Genomic DNA, 15,897 nt, shown 5'->3' with positions numbered 1-15,897 from the left:
AAATTCAGTTATGGACGATCTGTCCCAGGGGAACGTCTGAAGCCGGCAAAGGCTCCAACACAATCTCCGGCTCCTTGCGCCAACGGGCGAGGATGGCCTGCTGCGCCTTCATGACCGGCGCGGGTGCTGCTTCCTCGGCCGTCTGAAAGAGGCCGCTGCGAGCGGAGTGCGAACTATGGGATGTGAAGCTGATGATGAAGGGGGCGAGGATCTGCGGCCCTGCGATCAGCAGGATGTAGAAGATGTAGTCGGGGGCAAGCTGCCAGGCCGCGCCGAGCGTGACCAGACCAACCACCGAGATCCACCAGCTGGCAGCCCAGGATTCAGCGAGCGGCACCTTGTCAGCCTCGCGATTGGCTGCCGGCCAGCCGCCGTCAATGCCCGACAGGATCTGCAGCACGGCACGGCTCTGGAAAAGCATCATGATCGGCGCGAGCACGCTCGTGCAGAGGATTTCCGTCACCATGCCGGTGAAGACGCGGATATTGCCGCCAAAGGTGCGGTTGCGCCGTGTGAGCATGCCATCAAGAAAGATCAGGAGTTTTGGGCCGATCAGCAGGCCGAGCACACCGGTGAGCAGAGCGACGGCATTTTCCTGCATGACGCGCGGGAAAACGGGAAGCCCCGGCTGCGGGAAGTAATCCGGAATGATCTTCATGGCCGGCGCCACGATGGCGGCGATCAGAAACAAGGCCCAGAGCGGCGCGGCGATATAGGCCATGATGCCCTGCACGAACACAAAACGGCTCCATGGCTTCAGGCCCGGCGCTGCAACGAGGCGGCCGTGTTGCAGATTGCCCTGGCACCAGCGACGATCGCGCTTGGCATAGTCGAGAACGTTGTCAGGACCTTCCTCGTAGGAACCGGTGAGGTCGGGATCGACGCGAACGGTCCAGCCGTTGCGAGACAGAAGCGCGGCCTCGACATAGTCGTGGCTCAGGATGTGTCCGCCGAAGGGAGGCTTGCCGGGCAACGCGGGCAGTCCGCAACTCTGCGCGAAGGCGCGCGTGCGGGTGATGGCGTTGTGGCCCCAGAACGGCCCCTCGTTGCCCTGCAGGGCAGCGACGCCGCGCGAATAGATAGGCGAATAGTAAGACGCCGAAAACTGGATGGCGCGGCCGAAGAAGGAACGCGCACGAATGACCTTCGGCAGCGTCTGCAGGAGGCCAAGCTTGGGATCTTCCTCCATGCGGTGGACCATCTCGATCATCGTCGCGCCTTCCATGAGGCTGTCGGCATCGAGAATGATCATGTACTCGTAGAGGTCGCCGGAGGTCTTGATGAAGTCCGCGATATTGCCGGCCTTCTTGCCCGGGTTGGTCACCCTGCGGCGGTAGAAGATCTGGCACTTCTCCCCGTATTCCTGCTTCAGGCGGGCGAACCAGAGCTCTTCCAGTTCGGCAATTTCCGCACTGTTCGTGTCGGAAAGAACCGCGAAATCGAACTGCTGCGAAGCGCCCGCGCTGTGCAGGCTGTCGATCATTGCAGCGATGTGGGAGAAAGTTTTGGTGGGGTCCTCGTTATAGACCGGCACGAGGACGGCAGTTTTCACGGTCGGAACTTCGCGGCGGGGTGCCGGTGCGGCCCCCCTGCCCCAAAATAAGCCGCTGATACCGAGAACAGCACCCCATGCAAGCCAGGCGGTGGTGATGGCGAGCAGACCGACCCGAATGTAATCGAGCCACTGCGCCCCGTCGGCGAAGAAATAACCGGCGCCAAGCGCGCTCGCGGCAAAAGCCGTCACGAGTGCAAATAGCACTGATACCAGTCGCCGGGCGAAAACCATCACGTCTACCTGTGCATCACGGGTGCTGACCGGCTATTCAACGAACAGCCAGCCAATGGATAAGGGGTCTCAGCCGGAAACTCTTCTTTTCACGAACGAGCACCTGATCGGGCATCATCAGAGGGGCTGAGGGAAGACCGCTCTGTTCAATCATGCGACGCACGACTGCTCGCTTCTCACCGTTGACCATCATTGCGTCTCCACTGATAAGACCATACCTCGGAGATCCTGTTGTCTCCGACTTTAAGATAACCGCTAATTTCGACAGGTGGATCGCCGTCGGGCGCTAAATCGATGACCAGACGCCAGACGCCGTTCGCTTCCACCTTGGACAGGCTGTCGTGCGCGATCTTCGCCTTGCCGACGTTGATCACTGCCTCAACCTTGTCCTCGGGCGAGAGAGAGCCGAAAATCTCGCCTTCGAAATCCACCACGAACTTGCGGAGGTTGCCCGCGTTCTCGACGCCTGACGTACCACCAGCACCCGAGCGCAGAGCCACAACCCGCGCCATCTTGTCCGTCGGCTCCTCAATTGAGCCCCACGTCAGACGGTAGCGGTATTCCAGCTCCTGCCCGGCTTTCACCTCAGCCTCGGGGATCCAGAACGCAACGATGTTGTCGTTGACCTCCAGCTCCGTTGGCAGCTCGACCAGGTTGATCGAACCCTTGCCCCATTCGCCGATGGGTTCCACCAACAGGGACGGTCGACGCTGATAGCCAGCCTCTGAGTCCTGATAGTGGTCGAAGTCCCGATCACGCTGGAACAACCCGAAAGCCTTCGGATTGGTTTCAACGTAAAACGAATTCGCGAGCTCGGATGGGTTGTTGAGATGGCGCCATACTTCTTCGCCATCTGCGCGCACAATCTTGAGGCCATCGCTGTCATGGACCTGATTGCGATAGTCGTCGAATGCAGCCCGGTTATTCTCTGAATATAGGAACATGGATGTCATGGGTGCAATACCGAGGCGTCGAATATCGCTGCGCGTGAACAGACGCGCTGTCACTTCCATGACAGTGTTACGGCCCGGCACGATCTTGAAATGGTACGCGCCGGTAACGCTCTGGCTGTCGAGCGCCGCGTAGACGTTGATTTCCTTGCTCTGGCGGGTCGGCTTTTCGATCCAGAACTCGCTGAAGCGGGGGAACTCCTCGCCTTCGGAGGTTGCGGTGTTCACCGCCAGGCCACGCGCAGAAATGCCGTAGAAGCTGCCGCGACCGAGTGCGCGGAAGTAGCTGGCTCCCAGGAACGAGACCAGCTCGTCCATGACGGCCGGATCGTTCAGCGGGTAATGGAGGCGGAAGCCTGCAACGCCCGGCAGCTCGATGCCGTTGAAGTCCTCGGCCTTCAGCGGCTGACGATACTCGAACATGCTGCTGTCGAAGTGCGCCAGCGTTTCCGCGCCACTCTCGACCACATGGATTTTCACCGGCTGCTTGAACAGCCAACCGGGATGAAATGCCTGCAATTCGAAGGGCGACTCGCCCTGCCAAAGCCCGTGATCGGGCAGAAAACGGATCGCGCGATGCTGGTCGTAGTTCAGCGAGGCGATCTTTTCGGGCAGGTTTTCCGCAGGAGCTTCGTAGTCCTTGGTCGCGCGCTCCTTCATCATCTGGGTCAGCAGATCGAATGAAAATTGACGAGGAGTCTCGTTCTCCGCAGCCGGCGTCGGCGTTTGAGCCCAGGCATCAAGGGACAACCCCCCGGATGCAAACATCAGCATGCTGGCTCCGGAAACAAGGAACGATCGACGGTGCATTGAGCTCCTACTTTCTAAGGAAGTGCAGTTTGGCGAACGACATAAGTCGCCGTGCTATGAATGACATGAACGAGAAAAGGTTGAGGCGGAGATGCTCAATTAATGATTCCTGATGATACAATCAGAGATCAAATTCTCCCCTTCACTGCCCCGGTGGTGGCGGGGGAGCTAGTTGCCAGTTGCGGCGATTTAAGGGCAACCCCTTAGCCAGCATGACCTTGCACACTCGGACGGTACCGCGCACGCTCAAAGACAAAATATTTGCCCCCAGAAACAGGATAAGGCCAATAAAGTGAGTGCCTTACCGCAGCTGCACATAGCGCCCGGAACATGAATTGGCAAGCGGCAGATAATGTGTTCGGTGAATGATCTTGGTGTGTTTCAGCGAAATGAACAATCGTTGTTCAGTTGGCTGGGGAACCTAGCTGCCTGCCGATGGTTGCACTCTCTGATGAGAACAACTATAGAACATCGTCATGAAGCGAACGTTGAAAGAACGGCTGGCGATCCTGTCAGACGCAGCCAAGTACGACGCGTCCTGCGCGTCCAGCGGCGGCGAAAAACGGAACTCGACCAACGGCGGCATCGGGTCCAGCGGCGGCAGCGGCATCTGCCACGCCTATACGCCGGACGGGCGGTGCATCTCGCTGCTCAAGATCCTGATGACGAACTTCTGCATCTTCGACTGCGCCTATTGCATCAACCGCGTGTCGAGCAACGTGGAGCGGGCGCGGTTCTCGGTCGAAGAGGTCGTGACGCTGACGCTGGAGTTTTATCGCAGGAACTATATCGAAGGCCTTTTTCTCTCCTCCGGCATTATTCGTTCACCCGACCAGACCATGGCCGACATGGTGCGCATCGCGCGGACGCTGCGCCAGCAGCACCAATTCAAGGGCTACATCCACCTCAAGACCATCCCGGATGCCTCGCCCGAATTGATCAAGGAGGCGGGGCTTTGGGCCGATCGTCTTTCGATCAACGTGGAGCTGCCACAGGACGCAAGTCTCAGGCAGCTTGCTCCGGAGAAGCGGCCGGAAACGATCCGCGCCGCCATGGCGCAGGTGCGTGTGGAAAGCGAAGGCGCGAAGGAAAAAACCTATACCGGCAGAAGGTCGCAGCGGTTTGCGCCTGCCGGCCAGAGCACACAGATGATCATCGGTGCGGACGGGGCCGACGACGTGTCGATCCTCAACACCGCCACGCGGCTTTATAGCGGCTATAAGCTCAAGCGCGTTTATTACTCCGCCTTCAGTCCCATTCCGGACGCCTCGTCCGCCCTGCCCCTGATCAAGCCGCCGCTGGTTCGCGAGCATCGGCTCTACCAGGCAGACTGGCTGATGCGTTACTACGGCTTCTCATCCGAAGAAATTGCCGTCGGAACTCGCAAGGGCCATCTCGATCTCGACCTGGATCCAAAGCTTGCCTGGGCACTGAAGCAGCGGGCCGTGTTCCCGCTCGACATCAACGTGGCGCCGCGCGAGCTGCTGTTACGGGTTCCCGGGTTCGGGGTCCGTACCGTCGACCGCATCATCGAGTCGCGGCGCCATGCACTGCTCAGGTTCGGTGACTTGATCCGCATCGGCGCATCGATGAAAAAGGCGCGGCCGTTCATCACGACGCCTGACTGGACACCGGGGCAGCTGACAGACAGCCCTGGTCTGCGGGCCCGCTTCACTCCTCCGCCAGAGCAGCTGACGCTGCTATGACCTATTCCGTCACCTTGCCGCAGCTCGGCGTGTGGCAGGCTTGGCGCAATGCTGCCCGCCTGGCCATCAGCCATGGCATTCCGCCTCACAAGATTACGTGGAACGGCGGCGATGATCTGTTCGGGGACCAGTCCCTGCCCTCAGAACCCGGGGTGGAAGCGGTTCATGTGCCGCCGGAATTCATCCGCATAGCGAGTTCCGTGGTTTGGCATTCGGCACCTGAGCGTTTTTCTTTTCTCTACGAAGCTTTGTGGCGGCTCGCGAAGGGTGAGCGAGCAGCACTATCTCAAGCCGATCCGCTCGGTCGCAGGCTTGGTGTCATGGCGAAGTCTGTTGGGCGCGACATCCACAAGATGCACGCTTTTGTCCGCTTTCGCGAGCTTCCGACCGAAGGCGAGCGCCGCAGCTTCGGCGCGTGGTTCGAGCCCGAACACAACACGCTTGAGCCTGGTGCGGATTTCTTCGCCAAGCGCTTCGCGGACATGGACTGGCTGATTGCCACGCCGGGGCTCACCGCCCGATTCCATGGGGGACGACTTACCTTCGAGCCTGGCAGTTCGAAGCCTGACCTGCCGGACGACGCTTCCGAGGCGCTCTGGGCCACATACTTCGCCAATATCTTCAATCCGGCGCGCATCAAGCTCGATGCCATGCGCTCGGAAATGCCGCAGAAATACTGGAAGAACCTGCCGGAGACCCGCCTCATCCCTTCCATGCTGGCGGATGCCGAAGAGCGCGTTCAGCGCATGCGGGAGGCTGGCGCGAGCGAACCGCGCCGTGGAGCTGCGGCCGTGTCGACGCGCTACCGCGAGAAGCTCGCGCTGCCAGACGAGATGCCTTCCAATCTTGAAGAAGCCGAACGTCTGGCACGGCATTGCCAACGCTGTGGTCTATGTGAGGCAGCGACCCAGACGGTTTGGGGCAAAGGCAACCCGAATGCCCGGATCATGATCGTCGGCGAGCAGCCGGGCGACCGAGAGGATCTTGCAGGCCGCCCCTTCGTCGGTCCGGCTGGACAGTTGCTACACGGTATCATGGCAGATGCTGGGCTTGATCCATCAACCGTCTGGCTCACGAATGCGGTGAAGCACTTCAAGTTCACGCCGCGCGGGCGCAAGCGCATCCATCAGAACCCCAACCGCGGCGAGATCGAACGCTGCCGCTGGTGGCTGGGGCTTGAGCTCGGGATGGTGAAGCCCACGATCACGATGGCGCTCGGTGCCTCAGCCGCCTTCGCACTAACCAGCAATGGCGGCCCGCTGTCACGGCGACGCGGAACGATCGAAACCGGTCTTCATGGCGGACCGGTTCTGATCTCCTGGCACCCTTCCTTCATCCTGCGCGAACAGCAGAAGGCCCGCCAGGCGCAGATCCGCCTTGAACTCGCCGCCGACATCGCAGCAGCGATGCAGGCCGTGACGAGGGTGGCTGCCGCATAAAAAACACCGCAACCCGGAAGGATTGCGGTGCAAGATTTTCCCGGTTCCGGGAAGGATATCAACCCTTCAGTGCGGCTTCGACCTCTTCGCGGCGGGGCATCGGCGCAACTGCACCATAACCCTGCGTGGAGAGTGCAGCGGCTGCGTTGGCGAAGCGGGCGGCCTCGAACGGATCGCCGTGGCGCAGGTATTCCGCCAGGAAATTGCCGTCGAAGGTGTCGCCTGCAGCCGTGGCATCGACCGCCTTGACCTTGATACCCGCCACACGGCGGCGCTCATCCGGCGTTGCCACGAGGCAACCTTCCTGGCCCAGTGTGAGCGCCACGACCTTCGCGCCACCTTCCAGGTAGTGATCGGCGATCACGTCCGGATCGGAGACGCCGATGAGCTGGTTTGCGTCTTCCAGGCCCGGCAGTGCGATGTCGCACTTCCTCATGGCCGCCTCGGTGATCGCGCGGGCACGTTCGATCGGCCAGAGGCGTAGGCGCAGGTTCGTGTCGAATGAGACGAGGACGCCAGCGTTTCGTGCGATCTCGATTGCCTCGAATACCGCGTCAGCGGCAGATGCGCTGATTGCCATCGAAATCCCGGAGACGTGCAGCACCCGTGCACCGGCGATGTAGTCGCGCGGCAGCTGCTCCGGTGTCATGCGGCTCGCAGCAGAGCCCGCCCGCAGATAGGAGAAGACGTGTCCGTCCGGGCCATGGGTGACAAAATAGACACCGGTGTGGGCATCGGCGCGACGCGAGACCTGGCTCGCGTCGACACCGTTTTCAGCCCACAGGCGCATGAAGCTGTCACCGAATTCATCCTGCCCAAGTGCGGTGATGTAGCCCACCGATGCACCAGCGCGGGCAGCCGCAATGGCACAGTTGGAGGTGTCGCCACCATGACCGAACAGGTAGTGCCCCTGATCATTGATCTGGTTGAACTCGACCAGCGGTTCACCCAGGCAGACAATATCCGGCGATTGCTTCGTCATGAGGTTAGATCCGTCCGTATTTCGCCAGCCCCTCCTTGAGGGAGCCGGAGGCAATGATCAGCTTGGCCTGCTCGGCTTCACGCTGGTCGATTTCCTGAGCCATGGCCAGCACTTCCTCGGCCTTTTCCTTCGGCACGACAACTACGCCGTCGACATCGCCAACGACGATGTCGCCCGGATTGATGGTAACATCACCGATGGTGACCGGAACCATCGAATCGAGCGTCTTGAAGCGACCGAGCGTCGTGCCCGGGGAAGCGGCGCGAGCGAAGACCGGGAAGCCGAAGTCGCGCTTGATTTCCGTGATGTCGCGAACTGCGCCGTCCAGAACGGCGGCTTCGAGACGGTTGGCTACGGCGCCAGCGGTCATCAGGCCGCCCCAGACAGCAACTTCAGAGTTGCCGCCGATGGAGATGACCATGACGCTGCCTTCCTCGGCTGCGTCGATCAGTTCCAGCGCGTGGGTCGGCGGAACGAACTCCTCGGTCGAGCCTTCGAGCACGGTCACGGCAGGACCGGCAATCTTACGTTCACTCGTGCGCGGACAAATCGCGGAATCGAGGTACCCCTTCTTGCCGCAGATCTTGTCGACTGCGTCTGCCACCGAGGCCGTCGCAACGCGGCGGAATGCTTCAATCAGGTTCTTATCCATTTTTCTTGGAATCCTTTCCTTGGTGGTTGGAAGTCAGGACCAGCGGTTGACCCAGTGAAGGGGTTCACCGCCCGAAAAGACACGCGCGACTTCCTGCGCGGCCTTTGTCTGAAGTTCGCTTACACTCGCCTCGGAATACCAGGCGGTGTGGTCCGACAGGACCGTATTGGGCGTCGTAAAGAGCGGATGGTCGCGCTGCGGCGGCTCCTTGGAATAGACGTCGATGCCCGCGCCTCCGAGATGCCCGCTGTGCAGGGCCTCGGCTAGGGCCTCTTCATCTATCAGACCGCCGCGGGACGTGTTCAGAACGACCGTCCCGGGACGCATCCGCGCTATGCGTTCGCGAGAAATGATGTGCTGGGTCGACGGGCGCAGCGGCACATGCAGCGAGATCACATCCGCCTGCTCGATCAGCTCGTCGAGCTCGACATGCTCGGCGCCGAATGGCAGCTCATGGACATTGCTGTCGTGCACCAGCGTGCGTGCAAACCCAAGGGTCGAGCACTTGCGGTGGAATGCGGCACCGATCCGGCCATAGCCGATGATGCCCAGCGTGCGGCCAGCGATGCGGTACATGGGTTCGGATCGGGACACATTCCAGGCGCCCTCACGAACCGCACGGTCGCGGGTCGCAACGCGGCGGACAACGGCGAAGAAGAGCGCCAGCGTTTGATCGCTCACCTCCTCCACACCGTAGTCCGGCACATTGGCGACGTAGATGCCGCGGCGCGCGGCGGCATCGCGGTCGATATTGTCCACACCGACGCCATAGCGCACGATCACCCGACAGTTCGGCATGGCGTCGAGCGCTTCCTCGGTGATCGGGCTCTCGCGCACCAGCACGGCATCCGCACCTGCCACCGCCTTGACGACGGCAGCGGCATCGCCATGGCAGGCACGCTCGATCACCTGAAAACCGAAGGGCCGAAGAATTTCTTCCTCGATCGTGTGCTGGTCGTAGCCAGCATCCACAACGATGGCGACCGGAGACCGGCCGCCCTCGCTGTTGCCAATGGCATCGGCAGCAATCACTTACCGGCCTCCTCGATGGCGGTCAGAAGATCGTTCACGAGCTCGGCGCCAACCTGCTCCTCGAGGTAGCTGCGCACTGCCGGCTGAGCCAGCTCACGGAATGCAGCGACTTCTGCTGGGGTCAGGGTCGTAACGGTCATGCCCTTCTCGGCAAGGATCGAACCGGCGTTCATGTCCTGCGCAGCAGTCATGCCGCGATGGATGCCGATGGCGATCTCGGTGCCGGTCTTTACAACCTGCTGCTGCTCAGGCGTCAGCTGCTGCCAGAAGGCGTCGCTGACCATGTAGGCGTGCACGCTGTAGACGTGGCCGTCGAGCGTGACGTGGTTCTGGTTTTCATACAGGCTGGCTGCGAGAATGTTGGTCACGCCGTTTTCCTGGCCATCAACCGTGCCCTGAGCCAGAGCGGTCGGCAGCTCGCCCCAGGAGATCGCGGTGGCGCTGGCGCCGAGCGATTCCATCAGACGAACGTAGACCTGGCTCGGCTGAACGCGCATGCGCAGGCCCTGCAGGTCGGCCGGAGCCTTGATCGGACGCTTGTTGTTGGTGAAGTGACGCAGGCCGTTGTCGGCGAAGCCGATCAGGCGGATCTGTGTCTCGTTCAGCATCTGCTCAGCGAACTTGTCGCGGAACGGACCATCGAACACCTTCCATGCAACCTGCTGGTTCGGGAAAGCGTAAGGCAGCGAGAAGACTTCGACCGGCGCATAGGTGCCGGCGATGCCGCCATCGTGCACAACGGCCATCTCGATGGTGCCGAGCTGCAGGCCTTCCATCACGGTCGACTCGTTGCCGAGCTGGCCGGCCGGGTAGATTTCGACCTTGAGCTCACCGGCGGTCGCACCTTCAACGTAGGCCTTGAAGGCCATCGCAGCTGCGTGCTTCGGCTGGTCCATGCGGCCGGGCTGGAAGTGGCCGAACTTGATGGTGGTTTCTGCCATCGCGGGCATTGCGGCCATCGTGAAGGCAGCAAGGCCGATGGTAGCGGCAAGGGTTTTGATCATCTTCATTGGGTAGTCATCCTCCCTACGGGTTGAAGTTTAACGAACGTATCCAAAGAGGCTCGGCAGCCACAGCGAGGCGGCAGGAACCAGGATGAGGAGCAGCAGAACCAGAAGTTCAGCCGCAAGGAATGGCAGGATCGCCGAGACGACCCGCGTGAGCGGAATGCGCGCAACGACCGACACCACGAAAAGAACACCGCCCACCGGAGGCGTAATCATGCCGATGGTCAGCGAAAGGATCACGACGAGAGCCGTCTGGATCGGGTGGATGCCCATGGCATCGGCAACTGGCGCCACGATCGGAACGAAGAGCAGGACACCCGGCAGCGTGTCGATGAAGAGGCCCGCCACGAGCAGGAACACGGCGATGGCAAGCAGCAGCGCGACGGGCGGAAGGCCAAGCGACGTGATCGTCGTGGTGATGGCCTGCGGCACCTGCAGAACGGTCAGCAGCCAGGCGAAGGCCGAGGCTGTCGACACGATCATCAGCACGCCCGAAGTCATCAGACCGGCACGGACGAACATGCGCGGCAGCTGGCTCCAGGTGAGGCTGCGCAGTACGAATTTCGTGACAATCAGCGCATAGGCGGCGGCGACAGCGGATGCCTCGGTCGGCGTGAAGACGCCAGAATGGATACCGCCAACGATGATGATGGGCAGCGGCAGCGCGGCAAGGATCGTGCCGGATTCGCGGATAAACTGGCCCCAGGGCTTGCGCGGCTCACCTGCCTTGAAATCGCGCTTCCATGCAAGGTAACCGTTGGTGATCATCAGCGACAGGCCCATCAGGACACCCGGGACGATGCCAGCCACGAACAGCGCGGAGACACTCACCGCATTATCCGACAGCGCATAGATCACCATGATGATCGAGGGCGGAATGATGGAGGAGATCAGCGCCGAGGAGGCCGTGACCGCAGCAGCATATTCAACGCTGTAGCCGGCCTTGCGCATCATCTGGATGGTGACGGCACCAGGGCCTGCTGCATCCGCCAGGGCTGACCCGGAGATGCCTGAGAAGAAGATCGACATCAGCACGTTGGCGTGGCCAAGGCCACCGCGCAAGCGTCCGATGATCTGGCTGGCGAGCGAGAGAAGCCCATCGGTGATCTTGCCGCCCGTCATCAGCTCAGCAGCCAGCACGAAGAACGGGATCGCCATCAGCGGGAAGGAGTCGATACCCGCAAAAAGGCGCTGGGCGATAATCAGGCCCGGATAGCGACCCTCATAGAGGATAGCGAGCAGTGACGCGCCACCCATGACGACTGCCACGGGTACGCCGAGCACAAGCATGACAACGAAGGCGGCGAACAGGATCGTGCTCATTCTGCCACCTCGACAGCTTCTTCAGCATCTTTCTTCGGGTTCAGCAGGTCCAGAACCATGTGGACGATGCACATGACCGAGCCGATCGGCACGGCCAGATAGATGGTCCACATGGGCAACTGGAGCATGGTGGAACGCTGGCGTGCAGCGAACATGGCGTATTTGTAACCGTACCAGGCGAGCGCGGCGAAGAAGAGGAAGGTCAGGATCCAGGCAGCCCACTTGAATGCAGGTTTCAGCTCCATGGACAGGTCGGCGAACAGGGTCACCGCGACGTGCATCCCCTCTCGCAGCGCGAGGCCAGCGCCGAGGAACACGATCCAGATCATCAGGTAGCGCGAGACTTCCTCGATCCAGCCGAAGGAGTAGAGGAAGAAGTAACGTCCAACAACATTGGTGCAAACGAGGGCAAGCATCACCATCAGCATGATGCCAATGACCCAGCCGTTTATGCGTATGATCGTACGGTCGATCGATGCTACCACCGATCGACCTTGCGAATGTGGGAGAGTCACATGTTCCTCCAAAAAACTGCTGGCATGTAACATACAAGTTGATATCACATTCGCAAGACGGTTTTCTGCGTTCTGAGGATTCATCACGCCCATGGCTGTTATCGAACGGTCCAAATCGCTGACGGAAAGAGCCCTTGAGATCATCCGCACCGAAATCATCGAGGGGCGGCACGGCTTCGGTTCAGCCCTCTCGGAAATCACTTTGGCGGAGGAACTGGGGATAAGCCGGACGCCGGTTCGCGAGGCCCTCGCCCGCCTGCAACAGGAGGGGCTGGTCGTGGTGCGGCCACAACGGGGCACCTTCGTCTTCCAGCTCTCGGCCGACGAATATGTGGAAATCTGCGATTGCCGTACGGTTCTGGAGAGAGCCGCCTTCCGCATGGCCGTTGCCAATGACCGTGAAGCGCTGATCAAGCGCTGGTCGGCGATCTGCGAAGCGATGCTGAAGGCACGGGAGGCCAATGACACCGCCGAATATCTGCGGCAGGATAGTGCCTTTCACGAAGGCCTGTTCGAGCACTGCCACAATCGGTTCCTGCGCGACAGCTACCGGCTGATTTCGGGCCGGATGGCGGCACTGCGAACCTACATCGGCGCGGAACCGGACCACATGGCGAAGAGCTTCCGCGAGCATTTCGAGATCACGGAAGCGGCTGCAGCCGGGGACATCGAAAAGGGCCTCGCCCTGCTCGAAGGCCACATCGGTCTCAAGGAAGGTTCTTACTGGCGCATCAAGAACGAGAACATCGCGCCGACGTCACTCAAATAGCGCGAACGCCTGAACTGCCGGTCGCCTTTCATGGCGGGCTTCGCTGATGCAACCAACTTCCGGGCCGAGCGTTGATCGCGCCTCAAGCTCAAACCGGAAGCCGCGCATCTTGAACAACGAACTAGCTGACATTTTCCCCGGCAACAGCCTCATGGCCGGAGTCATGCGCGGCCGGAACTGGGCTGACATGCCGTTTGGCGAGCCTCAGGACTGGCCCGATGCGTTGAAAATCCCGTTGCGCATGCTGCTGACTTCGCGTTTCGAGATGTGGATTGGCTGGGGGCCGGATCTCCGCTTCTTCTACAACGACGCCTATGCTCCAACGCTCGGCATCAAGCATCCTGATGCCCTGGGCCGGCCGTTGCACGAGGTCTGGTCGGAGGTCTATGCCGATGTGGCCGATCAGGTTGAGCGGGTGAAAGCCGGTGAAGGCACCTGGAACAAGGCGCTGCTCCTGCTGCTTGAACGCAACGGCTACCCGGAAGAAACCTATCACAGCTTTTCCTATAGCCCGCTTTTCCAGTTCGACGGCTCGGTCGGCGGGCTGCTCTGCGTGGTCACGGAAGAGACCGCACGTGTGATCAGCGAGCGCCGGCTGGAAACGCTGCGACAGCTTGGCAACGCACTTGCAACGGTGACCGACAGGGCCAGTCTTCATGGGGCGGTGCGTTCGGTCTTCGCATCCAACCAAAAGGATTTTCCTTTTGTGGCGCTCCAGCTGGCGGGCGATTCGCTACATGAAGATGACGCTTCGATCATCAAGGCGATGCGCGAAATGCTGCCGAAGACATTCGATGTAGACGGAGGAATCTTCGATTTGCCGGCGGGCGAGACGTGGCCTTCTGGTGACTGGGACAGCCCGCCTGTGCGCGCGATTGCCATCGGCATCCCGGCACTTGGCAGCGAAACCACCGCAGGGTCGCTCATCCTCAGCCTCAATCCCTATCGCGCAGACGATCAGGATGTGCTGAATATCGCCCGGCTCATCGCCGGCCAGATCGGCAACGCGCTGGCGCATGTGGTTGCGCTCAGCAACGAACGGCGCCGGGCTGACCGGCTCTGGAGCGTTTCGCGTGATCTCATGCTGATCATTGATTCGGATGGCATTTTTCGTTCAGTGAGCCCGTCCTGGACCCGCATTCTCGGTCATCCGGTCGAGGAGGCAATCGGTCGGCATTTCAGCGACTTCATGCATCCGGACGACATTGCCTCCAGCACCGAGGCCCTGCGACATGCGCTGAACGACCGGGAGCTTACCAACTACGAGAACCGCTTGCGGGCCGTGGACGGCACTTACCATCGCCTCCAATGGCATACGACGAAGGATGACGGGCTCGTCTATGCCTATGGTCGCGATGTAACGGAGCGGCGCGAAGTCGAAGAGGCGCTGACTGAAAGCCGTGAACAGTTCCGCAGGCTGGTCCAGGGCGTCACTGACTATGCCATCTACATGCTCGATCCGGAGGGGCACGTATCCAGCTGGAACGAAGGCGCGCGCCGCATCACGGGCTACGAGCCGAACGAGATCATCGGACAGCACTATGCCTGCTTCTACACCGACGAAGACCGCGAAAGGGAAGAACCCTGCAAGGCGCTGGAAATCGCTCGCATGGAAGGGCGATTCCTTGCGGATGGGTGGCGCGTTCGCAAGGACGGGGAGCGCTTCCGGGCAAGCGTGGTGATCGACGCCATTCGCGACGACGACGGGAGACCCATCGGCTTTGCCAGTGTGACCCGCGACATTACCGAGCGCGAGGAGTCCCAGCGCCAGCTCGAGCGGGCGCGCGAGGCGCTGTTCCACAGCCAGAAGATGGAAGCGATCGGCCAGCTTACGGGCGGCATTGCCCACGACTTCAACAACCTGCTCATGGCCGTCATGAGCAGCCTGGAGCTCCTGCGCAAGCGGCTACCGGCCGACCCTGTATCGGAACGGCTGCTCCACAATGCACTCGAAGGCGCGCAGCGGGGCGCAACACTCACCCAGCGCATGCTCGCCTTTGCGCGCAGGCAGGAGCTCAACGTCGACAGCGTTGACGTGGCCGAGCTCCTCTCCGGCATGAATGACCTGGTGCAGAGGTCGATCGGTCCGGAATGGCCGATCACCACACGCTTCCCGCTTCGGCTGCCGGCCGTCCACGCCGATGCCAATCAGCTCGAAATGGCGCTCCTCAATCTCATCGTAAACGCGCGCGACGCAACGCCCGCGGGCGGTCCCATCGTGATCAAAGGCAGCTGCGAAAACGTGAAGGCCGGCTCTGCGACAGGGCTGGCGCCGGGCAGCTATGTCCGGATCGAGGTCCGGGACAAGGGCACCGGCATGGACAGCGAGACGGTGCGCCGGGCCACCGAGCCCTTCTTCACCACGAAGGGCGTCGGCAAGGGCACCGGCCTCGGCCTCTCCATGGTCCACGGCATGGCGCAGCAGCTGGGCGGAACGTTCGAGCTGGTGAGCGATGTCGGTCAGGGAACGAGCGCCATCCTGTGGCTGCCGGTCTCCGACTGCGAGAAGACGAAACCCGCCGCCCCGGCGCACGAGGAAACGCCCCCGGTGAAGTCCCGTCTTACGATCCTCGCCGTCGATGACGACCCACTGATCCGCATGAACACTGCTGCAATGCTGGAGGATCTCGGACACGACGTGATCGAAGCGCACTCAGGTTCGGACGCTCTAAGAAAGTTCAAGTCGCGTCCGGATATCGATCTACTGATCACCGACCAGGCAATGCCGAACATGACGGGCATCCAGTTGATCGCCGAGATCGAGGTGCTCCGACCCAACATGCCGATCATTATCGCCAGCGGCTATGGCGACGGTCTCGAAGTGCCGGGGCGCGAGATCGAACGCATCGGCAAGCCCTACGACCAACGCCGCCTCGCCGAAGCCATCGCCAAGGTCATGGGCGCACAGGTGGGGTGATTTTCAGCG

Annotated in this window: 12 protein-coding genes and 1 pseudogene; 5 read left to right on the top strand and 8 right to left on the bottom strand. The window is 61.3% G+C overall.

Annotated features, from left to right (window positions below; translation table 11 throughout):
- Window positions 1–4 precede the first annotated feature (4 nt).
- Both mdoH and IEX27_RS07615 read right to left on the bottom strand, forming a co-directional pair.
- Complete coding sequence (mdoH, locus tag IEX27_RS07620; RefSeq protein WP_280516469.1) at window positions 5–1,789, bottom strand: glucans biosynthesis glucosyltransferase MdoH; 1,785 nt, start codon at window positions 1,787–1,789, stop codon at window positions 5–7.
- A gap of 173 nt (window positions 1,790–1,962) precedes the next feature.
- On the bottom strand, window positions 1,963–3,510 hold the full coding sequence (locus tag IEX27_RS07615) for an OpgD/OpgG family glucan biosynthesis protein (RefSeq protein WP_244630269.1): 1,548 nt from the start codon (window positions 3,508–3,510) through the stop codon (window positions 1,963–1,965).
- A gap of 512 nt (window positions 3,511–4,022) precedes the next feature.
- On the opposite strand from IEX27_RS07615, the gene IEX27_RS07610 reads away from it, so the two are divergent.
- Together IEX27_RS07610 and IEX27_RS07605 are read left to right on the top strand one after the other, a co-directional pair.
- Window positions 4,023–5,252 (top strand): putative DNA modification/repair radical SAM protein, encoded by a 1,230-nt coding sequence (locus IEX27_RS07610; protein WP_188720342.1) that lies wholly within the window; start codon window positions 4,023–4,025, stop codon window positions 5,250–5,252.
- Window positions 5,249–6,691 (top strand): UdgX family uracil-DNA binding protein, encoded by a 1,443-nt coding sequence (locus tag IEX27_RS07605; protein WP_188720341.1) that lies wholly within the window; start codon window positions 5,249–5,251, stop codon window positions 6,689–6,691. Before IEX27_RS07610 ends, IEX27_RS07605 begins: the two co-directional genes overlap by 4 nt.
- Window positions 6,692–6,749: 58 nt before the next feature.
- Here IEX27_RS07605 and IEX27_RS07600 read toward each other — a convergent pair whose 3' ends face one another.
- The 6 genes from IEX27_RS07600 to IEX27_RS07575 are packed head-to-tail and all read right to left on the bottom strand — an operon-like array spanning window position 6,750 to window position 12,202.
- A complete protein-coding gene (locus IEX27_RS07600) occupies window positions 6,750–7,673 on the bottom strand; it encodes a sugar kinase (protein WP_188720340.1) in 924 nt (307 codons plus the stop codon).
- Window positions 7,674–7,677: 4 nt separating this feature from the next.
- Window positions 7,678–8,325: an RraA family protein gene (locus IEX27_RS07595; RefSeq protein ID WP_188720339.1), complete on the bottom strand. Its 648-nt coding sequence runs from the start codon at window positions 8,323–8,325 to the stop codon at window positions 7,678–7,680.
- A gap of 33 nt (window positions 8,326–8,358) precedes the next feature.
- Window positions 8,359–9,357 (bottom strand): C-terminal binding protein, encoded by a 999-nt coding sequence (locus tag IEX27_RS07590; protein WP_244630268.1) that lies wholly within the window; start codon window positions 9,355–9,357, stop codon window positions 8,359–8,361.
- On the bottom strand, window positions 9,354–10,367 hold the full coding sequence (locus IEX27_RS07585; protein ID WP_210315508.1) for a DctP family TRAP transporter solute-binding subunit: 1,014 nt from the start codon (window positions 10,365–10,367) through the stop codon (window positions 9,354–9,356). Before IEX27_RS07585 ends, IEX27_RS07590 begins: the two co-directional genes overlap by 4 nt.
- Before the next feature lie 30 nt (window positions 10,368–10,397).
- Window positions 10,398–11,687 carry a TRAP transporter large permease gene (locus IEX27_RS07580; RefSeq protein WP_188720338.1) on the bottom strand — a complete coding sequence of 430 codons (1,290 nt, stop codon included), beginning with the start codon at window positions 11,685–11,687 and terminating at the stop codon, window positions 10,398–10,400.
- On the bottom strand, window positions 11,684–12,202 hold the full coding sequence (locus tag IEX27_RS07575) for a TRAP transporter small permease (RefSeq protein WP_188720337.1): 519 nt from the start codon (window positions 12,200–12,202) through the stop codon (window positions 11,684–11,686). Before IEX27_RS07575 ends, IEX27_RS07580 begins: the two co-directional genes overlap by 4 nt.
- A gap of 91 nt (window positions 12,203–12,293) precedes the next feature.
- On the opposite strand from IEX27_RS07575, the gene IEX27_RS07570 reads away from it, so the two are divergent.
- The 3 genes and pseudogenes from IEX27_RS07570 to IEX27_RS07565 all read left to right on the top strand — a co-directional run bounded on the left by IEX27_RS07570 (window position 12,294) and on the right by IEX27_RS07565 (window position 15,888).
- On the top strand, window positions 12,294–12,971 hold the full coding sequence (locus IEX27_RS07570) for a GntR family transcriptional regulator (protein ID WP_188720336.1): 678 nt from the start codon (window positions 12,294–12,296) through the stop codon (window positions 12,969–12,971).
- A 46-nt stretch (window positions 12,972–13,017) separates the two neighbouring features.
- Window positions 13,018–13,539: pseudogene (locus tag IEX27_RS21660) on the top strand (PAS domain-containing protein); the annotation flags it as partial.
- 429 nt (window positions 13,540–13,968) lie between these two features.
- Window positions 13,969–15,888 carry a hybrid sensor histidine kinase/response regulator gene (locus IEX27_RS07565; protein WP_373869869.1) on the top strand — a complete coding sequence of 640 codons (1,920 nt, stop codon included), beginning with the start codon at window positions 13,969–13,971 and terminating at the stop codon, window positions 15,886–15,888.
- Window positions 15,889–15,897: the final 9 nt, after the last annotated feature.

It is taken from the genome of Nitratireductor aestuarii (assembly GCF_014641695.1).
Lineage (GTDB): Bacteria > Pseudomonadota > Alphaproteobacteria > Rhizobiales > Rhizobiaceae > Chelativorans > Chelativorans aestuarii.
The sequence above is the reverse complement of the archived record's forward strand: the minus strand, read 5'-3'. Positions and strand labels throughout refer to the sequence as shown.

Excerpts from the sequence above, each read along its gene's own strand:
- IEX27_RS07615 (WP_244630269.1), bottom strand. The coding sequence starts at position 3,510 with ATGCTGATGTTTGCATCCGGGGGGTTGTCCCTTGATGCCTGGGCTCAA.
- IEX27_RS07610 (WP_188720342.1), top strand. The coding sequence starts at position 4,023 with ATGAAGCGAACGTTGAAAGAACGGCTGGCGATCCTGTCAGACGCAGCC.
- IEX27_RS07605 (WP_188720341.1), top strand. The coding sequence starts at position 5,249 with ATGACCTATTCCGTCACCTTGCCGCAGCTCGGCGTGTGGCAGGCTTGG.
- IEX27_RS07600 (WP_188720340.1), bottom strand. The coding sequence starts at position 7,673 with ATGACGAAGCAATCGCCGGATATTGTCTGCCTGGGTGAACCGCTGGTC.
- IEX27_RS07595 (WP_188720339.1), bottom strand. The coding sequence starts at position 8,325 with ATGGATAAGAACCTGATTGAAGCATTCCGCCGCGTTGCGACGGCCTCG.
- IEX27_RS07585 (WP_210315508.1), bottom strand. The coding sequence starts at position 10,367 with ATGAAGATGATCAAAACCCTTGCCGCTACCATCGGCCTTGCTGCCTTC.
- IEX27_RS07580 (WP_188720338.1), bottom strand. The coding sequence starts at position 11,687 with ATGAGCACGATCCTGTTCGCCGCCTTCGTTGTCATGCTTGTGCTCGGC.
- IEX27_RS07570 (WP_188720336.1), top strand. The coding sequence starts at position 12,294 with ATGGCTGTTATCGAACGGTCCAAATCGCTGACGGAAAGAGCCCTTGAG.